General features: G+C 68.0%; 15 protein-coding genes. All 15 read right to left on the bottom strand.

Annotated elements, in window-relative coordinates; all coding sequences use genetic code 11:
• Positions 1-3: 3 nt before the first annotated feature.
• The 15 genes from rpsC to ABZS40_RS17975 all read right to left on the bottom strand — a co-directional run bounded on the left by rpsC (position 4) and on the right by ABZS40_RS17975 (position 15,232).
• Complete coding sequence (gene rpsC / locus ABZS40_RS17905; protein ID WP_091402401.1) at positions 4-873, bottom strand: 30S ribosomal protein S3; 870 nt, start codon at positions 871-873, stop codon at positions 4-6.
• Complete coding sequence (gene rplV, locus ABZS40_RS17910; protein ID WP_007465297.1) at positions 873-1,331, bottom strand: 50S ribosomal protein L22; 459 nt, start codon at positions 1,329-1,331, stop codon at positions 873-875. The genes rpsC and rplV overlap by 1 nt, the downstream gene beginning before the upstream one ends.
• Before the next feature lie 41 nt (positions 1,332-1,372).
• The gene (gene rpsS / locus ABZS40_RS17915; protein WP_007465299.1) at positions 1,373-1,654 is read right to left on the bottom strand and encodes a 30S ribosomal protein S19; all 282 of its coding nucleotides are present in this window, start codon (positions 1,652-1,654) and stop codon (positions 1,373-1,375) included.
• 12 nt (positions 1,655-1,666) lie between these two features.
• A complete protein-coding gene (gene rplB / locus ABZS40_RS17920; protein WP_354944333.1) occupies positions 1,667-2,506 on the bottom strand; it encodes a 50S ribosomal protein L2 in 840 nt (279 codons plus the stop codon).
• A 12-nt stretch (positions 2,507-2,518) separates the two neighbouring features.
• Complete coding sequence (gene rplW, locus ABZS40_RS17925; protein ID WP_007465304.1) at positions 2,519-2,821, bottom strand: 50S ribosomal protein L23; 303 nt, start codon at positions 2,819-2,821, stop codon at positions 2,519-2,521.
• Positions 2,818-3,468, bottom strand: a complete 651-nt coding sequence (gene rplD / locus ABZS40_RS17930; protein ID WP_110563096.1) for a 50S ribosomal protein L4 — start codon at positions 3,466-3,468, stop codon at positions 2,818-2,820. The genes rplW and rplD overlap by 4 nt, the downstream gene beginning before the upstream one ends.
• Positions 3,465-4,130, bottom strand: a complete 666-nt coding sequence (gene rplC, locus ABZS40_RS17935; protein WP_204942101.1) for a 50S ribosomal protein L3 — start codon at positions 4,128-4,130, stop codon at positions 3,465-3,467. Before rplC ends, rplD begins: the two co-directional genes overlap by 4 nt.
• Positions 4,131-4,140: 10 nt before the next feature.
• Positions 4,141-4,449 (bottom strand): 30S ribosomal protein S10, encoded by a 309-nt coding sequence (gene rpsJ / locus ABZS40_RS17940; RefSeq protein ID WP_007073037.1) that lies wholly within the window; start codon positions 4,447-4,449, stop codon positions 4,141-4,143.
• A gap of 350 nt (positions 4,450-4,799) precedes the next feature.
• On the bottom strand, positions 4,800-5,993 hold the full coding sequence (gene tuf / locus ABZS40_RS17945) for an elongation factor Tu (protein WP_354944334.1): 1,194 nt from the start codon (positions 5,991-5,993) through the stop codon (positions 4,800-4,802).
• Positions 5,994-6,205: 212 nt separating this feature from the next.
• Entirely contained in the window at positions 6,206-8,302 is a 2,097-nt protein-coding gene (fusA, locus tag ABZS40_RS17950) for an elongation factor G (protein ID WP_354944335.1), read from the bottom strand.
• A gap of 74 nt (positions 8,303-8,376) precedes the next feature.
• Positions 8,377-8,847 carry a 30S ribosomal protein S7 gene (gene rpsG / locus ABZS40_RS17955; protein WP_007465317.1) on the bottom strand — a complete coding sequence of 157 codons (471 nt, stop codon included), beginning with the start codon at positions 8,845-8,847 and terminating at the stop codon, positions 8,377-8,379.
• 1 nt (position 8,848) lies between these two features.
• Positions 8,849-9,223: a 30S ribosomal protein S12 gene (rpsL, locus tag ABZS40_RS17960; RefSeq protein WP_007465318.1), complete on the bottom strand. Its 375-nt coding sequence runs from the start codon at positions 9,221-9,223 to the stop codon at positions 8,849-8,851.
• 508 nt (positions 9,224-9,731) lie between these two features.
• Entirely contained in the window at positions 9,732-10,172 is a 441-nt protein-coding gene (locus ABZS40_RS17965) for a hypothetical protein (protein WP_354944336.1), read from the bottom strand.
• 709 nt (positions 10,173-10,881) lie between these two features.
• Complete coding sequence (locus tag ABZS40_RS17970) at positions 10,882-11,250, bottom strand: hypothetical protein (RefSeq protein WP_354944337.1); 369 nt, start codon at positions 11,248-11,250, stop codon at positions 10,882-10,884.
• A gap of 94 nt (positions 11,251-11,344) precedes the next feature.
• Positions 11,345-15,232 carry a DNA-directed RNA polymerase subunit beta' gene (locus ABZS40_RS17975; RefSeq protein ID WP_354944338.1) on the bottom strand — a complete coding sequence of 1,296 codons (3,888 nt, stop codon included), beginning with the start codon at positions 15,230-15,232 and terminating at the stop codon, positions 11,345-11,347.
• Positions 15,233-15,385: the final 153 nt, after the last annotated feature.

A 15,385-nucleotide genomic window follows, 5' to 3' on the forward strand; every position in this document is an offset into this window, starting at 1 on the left:
CTGTCAGCCCTCCTGCTGCGTTTCTGCCGGAGCAGCAGTGGCGGCGACAGCTGCGCTGTCGACCGGCTCGCCGCTCGGCGTCTCGGCCTGCTGCGCGATGGTGGTCGCAGCAGCCCGACCGGCCTCGGTGCCACCAGCCGTGGTGCCGGACGAACCCGACCGGCCACGGCGCGGACGCTCGGGACGGTCGCCGCGCTCACCACGACGCGGGCGGGACGGACCGGCCTCGGCCGGAGCTTCCCGGCCCGGGACGGCGTCGCCCTTGTAGATCCAGACCTTCACACCGATCCGACCGAACGTGGTACGAGCCTCGAAGAAGCCGTACTCGATGTTGGCCCGCAGCGTGTGCAGCGGAACCCGGCCCTCACGGTAGAACTCGGTCCGGCTCATCTCGGCGCCGCCGAGGCGGCCCGAGACCTGAACCCGAATGCCCTTGCAGACCGGGTTCTTCATCGCCGACTGCATGGCCTTACGCATCGCCCGACGGAAGCTGACCCGGCTGGACAGCTGCTCGGCCACGCCCTGCGCGACCAGCTGAGCGTCCGACTCGGGGTTCTTCACCTCGATGATGTTCAGCTGAACCTGCTTGCCGGTGAGCTTCTCGAGCTCACCGCGGATCCGGTCGGCCTCCGCACCCTTACGGCCGATGACGATGCCCGGCCGGGCGGTGTGGATGTCGACCCGGACCCGGTCGCGGGTGCGCTCGATGTCGACCTTGGAGATCCCGGCACGCTCGAGGCCCTTGGACATCATGCGGCGGATCTTGACATCCTCGCCGATGTAGTCCTTGTAGAGCTTGTCCGCGAACCAGCGGGACTTCCAGTCGGTCGAGATGCCGAGCCGGAACCCAGTGGGGTGAACCTTCTGACCCATTACTCGGCGTCCTCCGTCTTGCTCTGCGCTTCGGCCGGTGCGGCCTCCGTGGCCGGGGCGGCCTTCTTCGCCGCGGCCTTCCTCGGCGCTGCCGGCGCGACCGCTTCGACCGCCACGGTGATGTGGCAGGTGCGCTTGCGGATTCGGTACGCCCGACCCTGCGCCCGCGGCTGGAAGCGCTTCATCGTCGGGCCCTCGTCCACGAAGGCCTCGCTGACGAGCAGCGCGTCGGGGTCCAGCCGCTCGTTGTTCTCCGCGTTGGCGATCGCGCTAGCGAGCACCTTGTACACCTGCTCGCTCGCAGCCTGCGGCGCGAACTGCAGCACCGTGAGCGCCTCCTTCGCGGGCAAACCGCGGACGAGGTTGACCACCCGGCGCGCCTTCATCGGCGAGATGCGCACGTGCCGCGCAACCGCCCGCGCGCCCGGAAGCACCGGAGCGTCGCCCTTTCCTGGCATCGCTGTAACCCCTTGTTCCCTCTATCCGTATGCCCGCGGCGTCAGCGCCGACGGCTCTTCCGGTCGTCCTTCTCGTGACCCTTGAACGTGCGGGTCAGCGCGAACTCGCCGAGCTTGTGCCCGACCATCGCCTCGGTCACGAACACCGGGACGTGCTTGCGTCCGTCATGAACGGCGATCGTGTGCCCCAGCATCTCCGGGATGATCGTCGAACGCCGCGACCAGGTCTTGATCACGTTCTTGGAGCCCTTGTCGTTCTGTACTTCCACCTTCTTGAGCAGGTGGTCGTCGACGAACGGGCCCTTCTTCAGGCTGCGAGGCATGTCTTATCTCCCTCAGCCGCGCTTACGCGTGGCGTAGCGGCGGCGGACGATCAGCCGGTCACTCGGCTGGCCCTTACGGCGGGTGCGGCCCTCGGGCTTACCCTGCGGGTTGACCGGGTGGCGACCACCGGAGGTCTTACCCTCACCACCACCGTGCGGGTGGTCGACCGGGTTCATGGCGACACCACGGACGGTCGGGCGCCTGCCCTTCCACCGCATCCGGCCGGCCTTGCCCCAGTTGATGTTCGACTGGTCGGCGTTGCCGATCTCGCCGATGCTGGCGCGGCAGCGCACGTCCACCCGCCGGATCTCACCGGACGGCATACGCAGGGTCGCGTACGCGCCCTCACGGCCGAGCAGCTGGATGCCGACACCGGCGGACCGGGCCAGCTTGGCCCCGCCACCCGGACGCAGCTCCACGTTGTGGATCGTGGTACCGACCGGGATGTTGCGCAGCGGCAGGTTGTTACCCGGCTTGATGTCGGCGCCCGGACCGGACTCGATGCGGTCGCCCTGCTTCATGTCCTTCGGCGCGAGGATGTACCGCTTCTCGCCGTCGGCGTAGTGCAGCAGCGCGATGCGCGCCGTTCGGTTCGGGTCGTACTCGATGTGAGCGACCTTCGCCGGCACGCCGTCCTTGTCGACCCGCTTGAAGTCGATCAGACGGTACTGGCGCTTGTGACCGCCACCGTGGTGCCGCGTGGTGATCCGGCCGTGGGCGTTACGCCCGCCCTTCTTCGGCAGCGGAGCCAGCAGCGACTTTTCCGGCGTGGACCGGGTGATCTCGGCGAAGTCAGCGACACTCGAGCCACGTCGGCCCGGCGTCGTCGGCTTGTACTTACGGATAGCCATTGTCTACACCCCTCAGCTGACCGGGCCGCCGAAGGCCTCGATACGGTCACCGTCAGCCAGCTTCACGATCGCCCGCTTGGTCGCCTTGCGCTGACCGAAGCCGGTCTTGGTGCGCTTGCGCTTACCCTGGCGGTTGAGCGTGTTGACCGTCAGGACGCGGACGTTGAAGATCTGCTGGATAGCGATCTTGATCTCGGTCTTGTTCGCGTCCGGGTGCACCAGGAAGGTGTACCAGTTCCGGTTCAGCTCGCTGTAGCTCTTCTCCGAGACGACCGGCGCCACGATGATGTCGCGCGGGTCGGCGATCGTGCTCACTTGCCACCCTCCTCGGTGGTCTCGGCGGGCACGCCCAGGAACTCGTCCAGGGCGTCCTTGGTGAAGACCACGTCGTCGGCCACCAACACGTCGTACGTGTTCAGCTGGCCGGACTCGATCAGGTGCACGCGCGGCTCATTGCGCAGCGACACCCAGTTCAGCTCGTCGGTGCTGCTCAGCACGACCAGGACCCGACGGGCCTCGGTGAGCTTGGTCAGCGTGGCCAGGGCCGCCTTGGTCGACGGCTTCTCGCCCGAGACGAACGCCTCGACGACGTGCACCTGCCCGGCGCGGGCCCGGTCCGAGAGGGCGCCCCGCAGAGCGGCGGCCTTCATCTTCTTCGGGGTCCGCTGGCTGTAGTCGCGCGGCACGGGACCGTGCACGACGCCACCGCCGGCGAACTGCGGCGCGCGGATCGAGCCCTGCCGGGCGCGACCGGTGCCCTTCTGCTTGTACGGCTTCTTGCCGCCACCAGCAACCTCGGCGCGCGTCTTGGTCTTGTGCGTGCCCTGTCGGGCCGCCGCGAGCTGGGCCACCACGACCTGGTGCATCAGCGCGACGTTGGCCTGCACGTCGAAGATGTCCGCCGGCAGCTCGACGGAGCTGCTGGTGGTGCCTTCGACGGTGCGCACGTCAACGGTGGTCACTTGGCCGCACCGCCCTTCTTCACCTTGATCTTGGCCGCGGTACGGACCAGAACCAGCGCGCCCTTGGGACCAGGAATGGCACCCCGGACGAGCAGGAGGTTGTTCTCGGTGTCGACCGCCTGGACGGTGAGGTTCTGCACGGTGTACCGCACGCCACCCATCCGGCCGGCCATCCGGGTGCCCTTGAAGACACGACCCGGGGTCGCGCAGGCGCCGATGGAACCGGGCGAACGGTGCTTGCGCTCGACACCGTGGCTGCTACCCAGACCGTGGAAGCCGTGCCGCTTCATCGGGCCGGCGTAGCCCTTGCCCTTGGTCTTGCCGGTGACGTCGATGGTGACGCCGGCCGGGAACTCCTCGACAGTGACTTCCTGGCCGAGCGAGTATTCCCCAGCGTCCGTGGTGCGCAGCTCGACGATGTGCCGGCGCGGCGCCACGTCCGCCTTGGCGTAGTGCCCGCTGATCGGCTTCTTGACCTTGCGCGGGTCGATGGTGCCGTACGCGAGCTGGACCGCGGAGTAACCGTCCTTCTCGGCGCTACGAACCTGGCTGATGACGCACGGGCCGGCCTCGACCACGGTCACGGGAACAACACGGTTGTTGTCCCAGACCTGGGTCATGCCGAGCTTGGCGCCCAGGATCCCCTTGACTTGCCTGTCCATTGTCCGGTCCCTACAGCTTGATCTCGATGTCGACGCCAGCCGGCAGGTCGAGGCGCATGAGCGAGTCGACCGTCTTCGGGGTCGGGTCGATGATGTCGATCAGCCGCTTGTGCGTGCGCATCTCGAAGTGCTCGCGCGAGTCCTTGTACTTGTGCGGCGAGCGGATAACGCAGAAACGGTTGATCTCCGTGGGCAGCGGCACCGGGCCCGCGACCTGCGCCCCGGTGCGCGTCACCGTCTCGACGATCTTCCGAGCCGAGGAGTCGACGACCTCGTGGTCATAGGCCTTGAGCCGGATGCGGATCTTCTGTCCCGCCATGGTGGCTTCTGTTCCTTCTCTCGATGCCGCTGTGTTGCGGGCGCCTGTACCGGCTGGTACAGGCCCACTTCGCCGACCCCCGCGGTCGGGCGTGTCGCGCCCTCGGGCCGAGCTCCGCCCCTAGGTACCGGAGTGGTGCTGACCGCACGGGGGGTCAAGGCGCCGATCGCATTACCGCGACCTGAACGCCGTGCGAGGGTGGTTGGCGACTGGGCCGCCAACCACCCTACGCTCGACTGCCTCGCCACCTGGAGGTTCAGCGAAAGCCGAACACAGGCGACGAACTGTCGTTACGCAACCTGACTAGTATGCCGCACGACCGGCGGCGGGTCTAATCGGGGTTACCTAGTTCACTTGTTAATCTTGGTGACGAACCCGGCGCCGACGGTGCGGCCACCCTCGCGGATCGCGAACTTGAGGTTCTCCTCCATGGCGATGGGCTGGATCAGCTTCACCGACATGGACGTGTTGTCACCCGGCATGACCATCTCGGTGCCCTCGGGAAGGGTGACGACACCGGTGACGTCCGTGGTCCGGAAGTAGAACTGCGGACGGTAGTTCTGGAAGAACGGGGTGTGACGGCCGCCCTCCTCCTTGGAGAGGATGTAGACCGTCGCCTCGAACTCCGTGTGCGGGGTGTTCGAGCCCGGCTTCACGACGACCATGCCGCGCTCGACCTCGTCGCGCTTGGTACCACGCAGCAGCAGGCCGACGTTCTCGCCTGCGCGGGCGTCGTCCAGGGTCTTCCGGAACATCTCGATCGCGGTGACCTTGGTCTTGAAGCTCTTCTCCTTGATACCGACGAGCTCAACATCCTCGTTCGGCAGGAGAACGCCGCGCTCCACGCGACCGGTGACGACGGTGCCACGACCGGTGATCGTGAAGACGTCCTCAACCGGCATCAGGAACGGCTTGTCAATCTCGCGCTCCGGCTGCGGGATCGAGGTGTCGACAGCGGTCATCAGGTCCAGCAGCTTGCCGGTCCACTCGGGGTCACCCTCGAGGGCCTTCAGCGCCGAAACCCGAACGACCGGCAGGTCGTCACCCGGGTACTCCTGCGAGGAGAGCAGCTCACGGACCTCGAGCTCGACGAGCTCCAGGAGCTCCTCGTCATCGACCATGTCGCTCTTGTTGAGCGCCACGACGATGTACGGCACACCAACCTGACGGGCCAGCAGCACGTGCTCGCGGGTCTGCGGCATCGGGCCGTCGGTCGCCGCGACCACCAGGATCGCGCCGTCCATCTGCGCGGCACCGGTGATCATGTTCTTGATGTAGTCGGCGTGCCCGGGGCAGTCGACGTGCGCGTAGTGCCGCGTCTCGGTCTGGTACTCGACGTGTGCGATCGAGATCGTGATGCCGCGGGCCTTCTCCTCCGGCGCCTTGTCGATCTCGTCGAACGGCGTGTAGGGGTTCAGGTCCGGGTACTGGTCGTGCAGGACCTTGGTGATGGCCGCCGTCAGCGTCGTCTTACCGTGGTCGATGTGACCAATGGTGCCGATGTTGACGTGCGGCTTAGTCCGCTCGAACTTAGCCTTCGCCACTGGTGTCCTCCTGTGGACTTCTTGGTTCGTACGCCCGGCGCGCCGGTCGGCGCTTAGGACTCTGTCGACAGCCTTTCCGGCCTGACGGCCGGAGAGCCTTTGTGGGTTCTGCGGCGATGAAGCCTACAGGCCCGGTCTCACGCGATCCGATCGTGGTGGCCGCAGGCGGGCGAACCCTCCCGCGACCAACCACGAATCACCTGCTCAGGGCGTTACTCGCCCGTTGCCTTGGCGATGATCTCCTTCGCGACGCTCTGCGGAACCTCGGCGTAGGAGTCGAACTGCATGCTGTAGCTAGCCCGGCCCTGGGTCTTCGACCGCAGGTCGCCGACGTAGCCGAACATCTCCGACAACGGCACGAGAGCCCGGACGATGCGGGCGCCGCTGCGCTCCTCCATCGCCTGGATCAGACCGCGGCGGGAGTTGAGGTCGCCGATGACGTCACCCATGTTCTCCTCAGGAGTGGTGACCTCAACGGCCATCATCGGCTCGAGCAACGCCGGGTCGGCCTTGCGGGCCGCGTCCTTCATCACCATCGAGCCGGCGATCTTGAATGCCATTTCCGACGAGTCGACCTCGTGGTACTGGCCGTCCAGCAGGGTCAGCTTCACGCCGACCAGCGGGAAGCCCGCGAGGATGCCGTACTGCAGAGCGTCCTGCGCGCCGGCGTCGACCGACGGGATGAACTCCCGAGGGATGCGGCCACCGCTGACGCCGTTGGCGAACTCGTAGGTCGGCGAGTCGTTGTCCAGCGGCAGCGGCTCGACGCTCACGATCACGCGGGCGTACTGGCCGGAACCACCGGTCTGCTTCTTGTGGGTGTACTCGACCTTGTCCACCTTGCGGCGGATGGTCTCGCGGTAGGCCACCTGCGGCTTGCCGACGTTCGCCTCGACGTTGAACTCGCGGCGCATCCGGTCGACCAGGATGTCCAGGTGCAGCTCGCCCATGCCGGAGATGACCGTCTGACCGGTCTCCTCGTCCAGACGGACGCGGAAGGTCGGGTCCTCCTCGGCCAGGCGCTGGATCGCGGTGCCGAGCTTCTCCTGGTCGGACTTGGTCTTCGGCTCGATCGCCACCGAGATGACCGGCTCCGGGAAGGTCATCGACTCCAGGATCACCGGGTTCGCCGGGTCGGAGAGCGTGTCGCCGGTGGTGGTCTGCTTGAGACCCTGCACCGCGATGATGTCGCCGGCCTGCGCCGACGGACGCTCTTCCCGCTTGTTGGCGTGCATCTGGTAGATCTTGCCGATCCGCTCCTTGCGATCCTTGGTGGAGTTGACCACCTGGGAACCGGAATCGAGCGTGCCGGAGTAGACCCGGACGTAGGTGAGCTTGCCGAGGTGCTTGTCCGTCTGGATCTTGAAGGCCAGCCCAGCGAACGGCTCCGTCTTGGACGGCTTCCGCAGCAGCGGGGTCTCGCCGTCGGTGGCCGTACCCTCGATCGCCGGAACGTCCAGCGGCGACGGCAGGAAGTCGACAACGGCGTCGAGCATGGGCTGGACGCCCTTGTTCTTGAACGCCGAGCCGCAGAGCACCGGGTTGGCCTTGCCGGCGATGGTGGCGCGCCGGATGGCGGCCTTGATCTCCTCGACGGAGACCTCTTCGCCTTCCAGGTACTTCTCCATCACGGCGTCGTCGACGTCGGCCAGGGTCTCCATCAGCTTCTCGCGCCACTCGGCCGCGGAGTCGGCCAGGTCGGCCGGGACCTCCTCGATCGCGTAGTCGTCACCCTTCTGGGTCTCCCCACGCCAGGTGAGCGCACGCATGCCGATCAGGTCGACGACACCGATGTGGTCGCCCTCGAGCCCGATCGGGATCTGGAGCACCAGCGGGGTGGCGTTCAGCCGGTCGATCATCATCTGCACGCAGCGGAAGAAGTCGGCGCCGGTCCGGTCGAGCTTGTTGACGAAGCACATGCGCGGGACGTTGTACTTGTCGGCCTGCCGCCAGACGTTCTCGGTCTGCGGCTCCACACCGGCAACGCCGTCGTAGACCGCGACAGCACCATCCAGGACACGCAGCGACCGCTCGACCTCGACCGTGAAGTCGACGTGGCCAGGCGTGTCGATGATCTGGATCGTGTGGTCTTTCCACTCACACTTGGTAGCAGCGGAGGTGATGGTGATACCACGCTCCTGCTCCTGCTCCATCCAGTCCATGACGGCAGCGCCCTCGTGGACCTCACCGATCTTGTACGTGATGCCGGTGTAGAACAGGATTCGCTCGGTGGTCGTGGTCTTACCGGCATCGATGTGCGCCATGATGCCGATGTTGCGTACCTTGGCGAGCGCGTCTGCGGCGGCCACTTCAATCCCTACTTATCGTCGTCTCGACTCAACTGGTGGCGGTTCCGGCGCCCGGAGGCGCCGGAACCAGGGTGTTACCAGCGGTAGTGCGCGAAGGCCTTGTTCGACTCGGCCATCTTGTGCGTGTCCTCGCGCCGCTTGACGGCGGCACCGAGGCCGTTGCTCGCGTCCAGCAGCTCGTTCATCAGCCGCTCGACCATGGTCTTCTCGCGCCGGGCGCGGGAGTAGGTGACCAGCCAGCGCAGGCCCAGAGTGGTCGCCCGGGTCGGGCGGACCTCGACCGGAACCTGGTAGGTGGCGCCACCGACACGACGGCTACGCACCTCGAGGGTCGGCTTGACGTTGTCCATCGCCCGCTTGAGGGTGACGACCGGGTCGGTGCCGGACTTCTCGCGGCAGCCCTCGAGGGCCGCGTACACGATGGACTCGGCGAGCTGACGCTTGCCGCGGAGCAGGATCTTGTTCACCAGCTGGGTGACCAGCGGCGAGTTGTACACCGGGTCAGCGACCAGTGGCCGCCGCGGAGCGGGTCCCTTACGCGGCATGTCAGCTCTTCTCCTTCTTCGCGCCGTAACGGCTGCGCGCCTGCTTGCGGTTGCGGACACCCTGGGTGTCCAGCGAGCCGCGAACGATCTTGTAACGCACGCCGGGGAGGTCCTTCACCCGGCCGCCGCGAACGAGCACGATCGAGTGCTCCTGCAGGTTGTGACCGACGCCGGGGATGTAGGCGGTCACCTCGATCTGGCTGCTGAGCTTCACGCGAGCGACCTTGCGCAGCGCCGAGTTCGGCTTCTTCGGGGTGGTGGTGTACACGCGGGTGCACACGCCGCGCCGCTGAGGGGAACCCTTCAGCGCCGGGGTCTTGGTCTTGGTCGTCTTCGCCTGTCGGCCCTTGCGGACCAGCTGCTGGATCGTGGGCACCGGGTTTCTCCGCTCCCTTCGGCCGCATCCGCGGCCGCGCCGTCTGCTCGTTAGCCGGCCTGATGACCGGCTCTCCTACATTCCGACCAGGGTCGCCTTGCGGAGACCCCGGCACCCGCGGTCGGGCGTGTCGCCCTCGTCACGGCCCCGTTGCGACGCTCTCGCGTGCGTACCGGGTTTTGTCACCGGCGCGCGGGTCGCCCCGCCCCGGATCTTTGGCTTGTCGTGCCGCCGCCCGTAAGCCGGAAACAGCGCACGCACGAGTTGCCCGGGCATGCCCGGGCACAAGGGGAAAGAGTACCTACCACAACCGCCCAGGTCAAAACGGAACGGCCCGGCGACTGTCTCACACCCGCCGGCCGGATCTCGTCCTGCCCCGTCGCCCGCGATGGGCACCTACGAATACAAGTGTACCGGCTTCCCCGCAGAAGCACCCATCGCCCCCGGGGTGACCGGAGGCCTGACGCGGGAGAGCCCCGTCAGGTGCCGAAGTCGTCGGTGATCACCCTCACGTCACTGTGAGAAGGAGGGCCAGACCCAGGCCCAGCAGGCTGAGCAGTGCCCCCGCCGCGCCGCAGCTGACCCCGGCCATCGCCAGCCCGCGGCCGGTGAACTGGACCGCGGAGGGCGCAGTCGGCCGCCGGATCTGCCGCCGGCCGAGCAGCCCGATGACGATCGCCGCCCCGCCGGCCAGCACACCCAGCGCGGCGAACGCCCCGGAGGCCCAGGCCCCGCCGTCGTTCTTGAAGGCCACTCCGAAGCAGATCACCAGCAGCGCGACCAGAACTGACGCGATCCCCGCCACCAGCGCCCCGATGGCCAGCCCGGAGGTGACCGGTGCCACCGCCAGGTGCACGACGCCGAACGGCGTACCCGTAACCGACTCCACCCGCTTCGGCGGCCGGCGCTGGTCGTCGGTCGGCGGCGGCGGTACCGAACGCCCCGGCATGCCACCCCACCCCGGGCCGTGCCCCGGCGGTGGCGGACCCCAGCCGGGCGGCGCTCCGGGTCCGGACGACGGCGGACCCCACCCGTACGGCACAGCCGGCCCGGACGAGGGCGGACCCCACCCAGGCGGCACAGCCGGCCCGGACGAGGGCGGACCCCACCCAGGCGGCACACCCGGCCCGGACGAGGGCGGACCCCACCCGGCCGGCACAGTCGGCCCAGACGAGGGCGGACCCCACCCAGGCGGCACAGCCGGCCCAGAGGGCGACGGACCCCAGCCGTACGGCACTCCCGAACCGGCCGCCGGCGGGCCCCAGCCAGGCGGCACACCAGGCCCGGAGGTCGGCGGGCCCCAGCCCTGCGGCGTCGAGGTCGGTGCGCTGGAGACCGGGTACGGCTGGCCGGAGCCGGGCGCCTCGGTCGTGCCCCAGCCGTTCGCACCCCAACCGGGAGGCGGCGCCGCTGAGGGCGGCGGGCTCGGGGTGGACGCCGGTGGGTGTGGCTCGCCGCTCGGACCGGGTCGCGCCCAGTCGCTCGGCTCGGATGGCGGAGCCGGCGGGTCCGGCGGGCCGGCCGGTTCGTCAGCAGGGGGCCGCGCCGGTTCCGTCACGAGGTCCTCCTGTCGAAAGGCCGCCACCGCCACATGGCGGACACCGGCCAGGCTACCGCCGCGAGCGCCGTCGCCCGCGCCGGGCGGGGCCACCGGTGGCTCAGTCCATGTTCGCCGGGTAGTCGTGGCCGAACGGGGCACCGGCCAGCCGGACCACCCCGATGACCACCGCGGCCACCACGCTGACCGCGACCAGCACCAGGCCGGCCCAGGCCATCCACTCCCCCCGTCGCAGCCAGACGCCGCCGGTCAGGAAACCCCCCGAGGTGTACGCCTCCCGGCGCGCCTGCCGGGCCAGTTGCAGGGCCACAGTGGCCGGCACCACGCCACCGATGAACAGCCCGGTCAGCATGCCGAGCAGGCCCAGCGCGAAGACCGCCCGTGCCTTCGTGGCGCGGGCCGGGTCCGGGTCCAGCGGGTGGCGTACGCCCTGCTGGGCGACGGACACCTGCCCGGGTGCGGTCGTCATCCCCCCATCATGCCGAACCCGGCCCGGGGGTGGGTGGGCACGGACACGACGAGGCCCCCGGCTTTCACCGGGGGCCTCGTCGTGTGACTGGTGCTTAGCGGTACGACCCGAAGTCGAAGTCGTCCAGCGGCACGGCCTGCCCGCTGGCCGGCCCGAACCCGTAGTCGGTCTCCGGGTAACCGGTCATCGAGTAGACCTTGGCCTTGGCCTCCTCGGTCGGCTCGACCCGGACGTTGCGGTACTTGCTGATGCCGGTACCGGCCGGGATGAGCTTTCCGATGATCACGTTCTCCTTGAGGCCGACCAGCGAGTCGCTGCGCGAGTTGATCGCAGCGTCGGTCAGCACCCGGGTGGTCTCCTGGAAGGAGGCCGCCGAGAGCCAGGAGTCGGTGGCCAGCGAGGCCTTGGTGATACCCATCAGCACCGGACGACCAGCGGCGGGCTCGCCGCCCTCCGAGACGAGTCGGCGGTTCTCCGACTCGAACAGCGCCCGGTCGACGAGCACACCCGGCAGGAACTCGGTCGAGCCGGAGTCGATGACCGTCACCCGCTTGAGCATCTGGCGGATGATGATCTCGATGTGCTTGTCGTGGATGAGCACACCCTGCGAGCGGTAGACCTCCTGGACCTCACTGGTCAGGTGGACCTGGACCGCCCGCGGACCCATGATCCGCAGCAGCTCGTGCGGGTCGATGGTGCCCTCGGTCAGCTTCTCGCCGACCGCGACGTGACCGCCGTCGTGGGTACGGAGCTTGACGCGCTTCGAGATCTTGTCGTAGACGATCTCTTCGCTGCCGTCGTCCGGCACCACGATGATCTTGCGCGAGCGCTCGCCGTCCTCGATCCGGATCTTACCGGGGGTGTCGGCGATGGGCGCCTTACCCTTCGGGACCCGAGCCTCGAAGATTTCCTGGACACGCGGCAGACCCTGGGTGATGTCCTCACCCGCGACACCACCGGTGTGGAAGGTACGCATCGTCAGCTGCGTACCGGGCTCACCGATGGACTGGGCGGCGATGATGCCGACCGCCTCGCCGATGTCGACCGACTTGCCGGTCGGCAGCGAGCGGCCGTAGCAGGCCGCGCAGACGCCCAGCTTCGACTCGCAGGTGAGCACGCTGCGCACCCGGACCGTCTCCACACCAGCGGCGACGATCTTGTCGACCCCGATGGAGTTGATGTCCTGACCGCGCTCGGCGACCACGGTGCCGTCCGGCCCCTTGATGTCGTCGGCGAGGGTCCGGGCGTGCACGCTGGTCTCGGCGTGGGTGTGGACGACGAGCTTGCCGTCCAGCTTCTCGCCGATCTGCATCGGGATCGCCCGGTCGGTGCCGCAGTCCTCTTCGCGGATGATGACGTCCTGCGAGACGTCCACCAGACGACGGGTCAGGTAACCCGAGTCGGCGGTCCGCAGCGCGGTGTCGGCAAGACCCTTACGGGCACCGTGCGTGGAGATGAAGTACTCCAGCACGGACAGACCCTCCCGGTAGCTGGCCTTGATCGGCCGCGGGATGATCTCGCCCTTGGGGTTGGCCACCAGACCACGGATCGCCGCGATCTGCCGGAGCTGGAGCAGGTTACCGCGAGCACCCGAGTTGATCATCTTCCAGAGCGGGTTCTCCTGCGGCAGCGCGGTGTCCATCTCCTTGGCGACCTCGTTGGTCGCCTTGGTCCAGATCTCGATGAGCTCGCCGCGACGCTCCTCGGCGGTCATCAGACCACGCTGGTACTGCTTGTCGATCTGGTCGGCGTCCTTCTCGTACTTCGCCAGGATCTCCGCCTTGCGCGGCGGAGCGATGACGTCCTCCATGCCGATCGTCACGCCGGACCAGGTGGCCCAGTGGAAACCGGCCTCCTTGAGCCCGTCCAGGGTGGCGGCCAGCGCCACCTTGGGGAAGCGCTCGGCGAGGTCGTTGACGATCGCGGAGAGCTGACCCTTGCGGATCTCGTAGTTCACGAAGCGGTAGCCCTGCGGCAGCGTCTCGTTGAACAGCACCCGACCCAGGGTGGTCTCCACGGTCAGCGGGTCACCCTCGACCCAGCCCTCCGGGGCGGTCCACGCCTCGGAGCCGTTGCCGTTGTCGACACCGACCACGCCACGGAGACGGATCTTCACCGGCGCCTGCAGGTGCAGCTCACCGTTGTCGAAGGCCATCCGCGTCTCGGCGTCCGAGCTGAACGCCCGGCCCTCGCCCTTCTCACCGGCGGTGAGGTGGGTGAGGTGGTACAGACCGATGACCATGTCCTGGGTAGGCATGGTGACAGGCTTGCCGTCGGCCGGCTTGAGGATGTTGTTCGACGACAGCATCAGGATCCGCGCCTCGGCCTGAGCCTCGGCGGACAGCGGCACGTGCACCGCCATCTGGTCACCGTCGAAGTCCGCGTTGAACGCGGTGCAGACCAGCGGGTGGATCTGAATCGCCTTGCCCTCGACCAGCTGCGGCTCGAAGGCCTGGATGCCGAGGCGGTGCAGGGTCGGCGCCCGGTTGAGCAGCACCGGGTGCTCGCCGATGACCTCTTCCAGCACGTCCCACACGACCGGGCGCTGACGCTCGACCATCCGCTTGGCGGACTTGATGTTCTGCGCGTGGTTGAGGTCGACCAGCCGCTTCATCACGAACGGCTTGAACAGCTCCAGCGCCATCTGCTTGGGCAGACCGCACTGGTGCAGCTTGAGCTTCGGGCCGACCACGATGACCGAACGGCCGGAGTAGTCGACGCGCTTTCCCAGCAGGTTCTGGCGGAACCGGCCCTGCTTGCCCTTGAGCATGTCGGACAGCGACTTGAGCGGGCGGTTACCCGGGCCGGTGACCGGCCGGCCGCGACGGCCGTTGTCGAACAGCGCGTCGACGGCCTCCTGGAGCATCCGCTTCTCGTTGTTGACGATGATCTCGGGCGCGCCGAGGTCGATCAGCCGCTTGAGGCGGTTGTTCCGGTTGATCACGCGGCGGTACAGGTCGTTCAGGTCCGAGGTCGCGAAGCGACCACCGTCGAGCTGCACCATCGGGCGCAGGTCCGGCGGGATGACCGGGACGCAGTCCAGCACCATGCCGAGCGGCGAGTTGCGGGTGTTCAGGAACGCCGCGACGACCTTGAGTCGCTTGAGCGCCCGGATCTTCCGCTGACCCTTGCCGGAGCGGATGGTCTCCCGCAGGCTCTCGGCCTCGGCGTCGAGGTCCATGTTCTGGACCAGCGCCTTGATCGCCTCGGCGCCCATGGAACCGGTGAAGTACTCACCGAACCGGTCGCGCAGCTCGCGGTAGAGCAGCTCGTCGGTGACGAGCTGCTTCGGCTCCAGCTTGCGGAAGGTGTCCAGCACCTCGTCCAGGCGGTCGATCTCGCGCTGGGCCCGGTCGCGGATCTGGCGCATCTCGCGCTCTCCGCCCTCCTTGACCTTGCGCCGGACGTCCGCCTTGGCACCCTCGGCCTCCAGCTCGGCCAGGTCGGCCTCGAGCTTGGCGGCCCGCTTCTCGATCTCCGAGTCGCGGCTGTTCTCGGACTGCCGCTTCTCGGCCAGGATCTCGTTCTCGATCGTCGAGAGGTCACGGTGACGCGACTCCGCGTCCACGCTCGTCACGACGTACGAGGCGAAGTAGATGATCTTCTCGAGGTCCTTGGGGGCGAGGTCCAGCAGGTAACCCAGCCGGCTCGGAACGCCCTTGAAGTACCAGATGTGGGTCACCGGAGCGGCAAGCTCGATGTGCCCCATCCGCTCACGACGGACCTTGGAGCGAGTCACCTCGACGCCGCAGCGCTCACAGATGATGCCCTTGAACCGGACGCGCTTGTACTTACCGCAGTAGCACTCCCAGTCCCGCTGCGGACCGAAGATCTTCTCGCAGAAGAGCCCGTCCTTTTCCGGCTTCAGGGTGCGGTAGTTGATCGTCTCAGGCTTCTTGACCTCGCCGTGCGACCACTGACGGATGTCGTCGGCGGTGGCGAGACCAATGCGCAGCTCGTCGAAGAAGTTGACGTCGAGCACTATGTCCCCTATGTCGTCGTCTGTACTGCTAATTCTCGGGTGGGGTCGGGGGCCGGCGTCCGGCCTGGAAGTCTACGTCCCGGTCGTCGAACTCGCGATGGACTTCCATGGAGAAGTTCCGTTGGCTCTCGTCTCGGGAGGCGCTCGTAGGGT

The sequence above is a fragment of the Micromonospora sp. NPDC005324 genome, assembly GCF_040607155.1.
Lineage (GTDB): Bacteria > Actinomycetota > Actinomycetes > Mycobacteriales > Micromonosporaceae > Micromonospora > Micromonospora trifolii.

What these genes read in the sequence shown, in the direction of transcription:
- rpsC (WP_091402401.1), bottom strand. Translation starts at nt 873, where the DNA reads ATGGGTCAGAAGGTTCACCCCACTGGGTTCCGGCTCGGCATCTCGACC.
- rplV (WP_007465297.1), bottom strand. Translation starts at nt 1,331, where the DNA reads ATGCCAGGAAAGGGCGACGCTCCGGTGCTTCCGGGCGCGCGGGCGGTT.
- rpsS (WP_007465299.1), bottom strand. Translation starts at nt 1,654, where the DNA reads ATGCCTCGCAGCCTGAAGAAGGGCCCGTTCGTCGACGACCACCTGCTC.
- rplB (WP_354944333.1), bottom strand. Translation starts at nt 2,506, where the DNA reads ATGGCTATCCGTAAGTACAAGCCGACGACGCCGGGCCGACGTGGCTCG.
- rplC (WP_204942101.1), bottom strand. Translation starts at nt 4,130, where the DNA reads ATGGACAGGCAAGTCAAGGGGATCCTGGGCGCCAAGCTCGGCATGACC.
- rpsJ (WP_007073037.1), bottom strand. Translation starts at nt 4,449, where the DNA reads ATGGCGGGACAGAAGATCCGCATCCGGCTCAAGGCCTATGACCACGAG.
- rpsG (WP_007465317.1), bottom strand. Translation starts at nt 8,847, where the DNA reads ATGCCGCGTAAGGGACCCGCTCCGCGGCGGCCACTGGTCGCTGACCCG.
- ABZS40_RS17965 (WP_354944336.1), bottom strand. Translation starts at nt 10,172, where the DNA reads ATGCCGGGGCGTTCGGTACCGCCGCCGCCGACCGACGACCAGCGCCGG.
- ABZS40_RS17970 (WP_354944337.1), bottom strand. Translation starts at nt 11,250, where the DNA reads ATGACGACCGCACCCGGGCAGGTGTCCGTCGCCCAGCAGGGCGTACGC.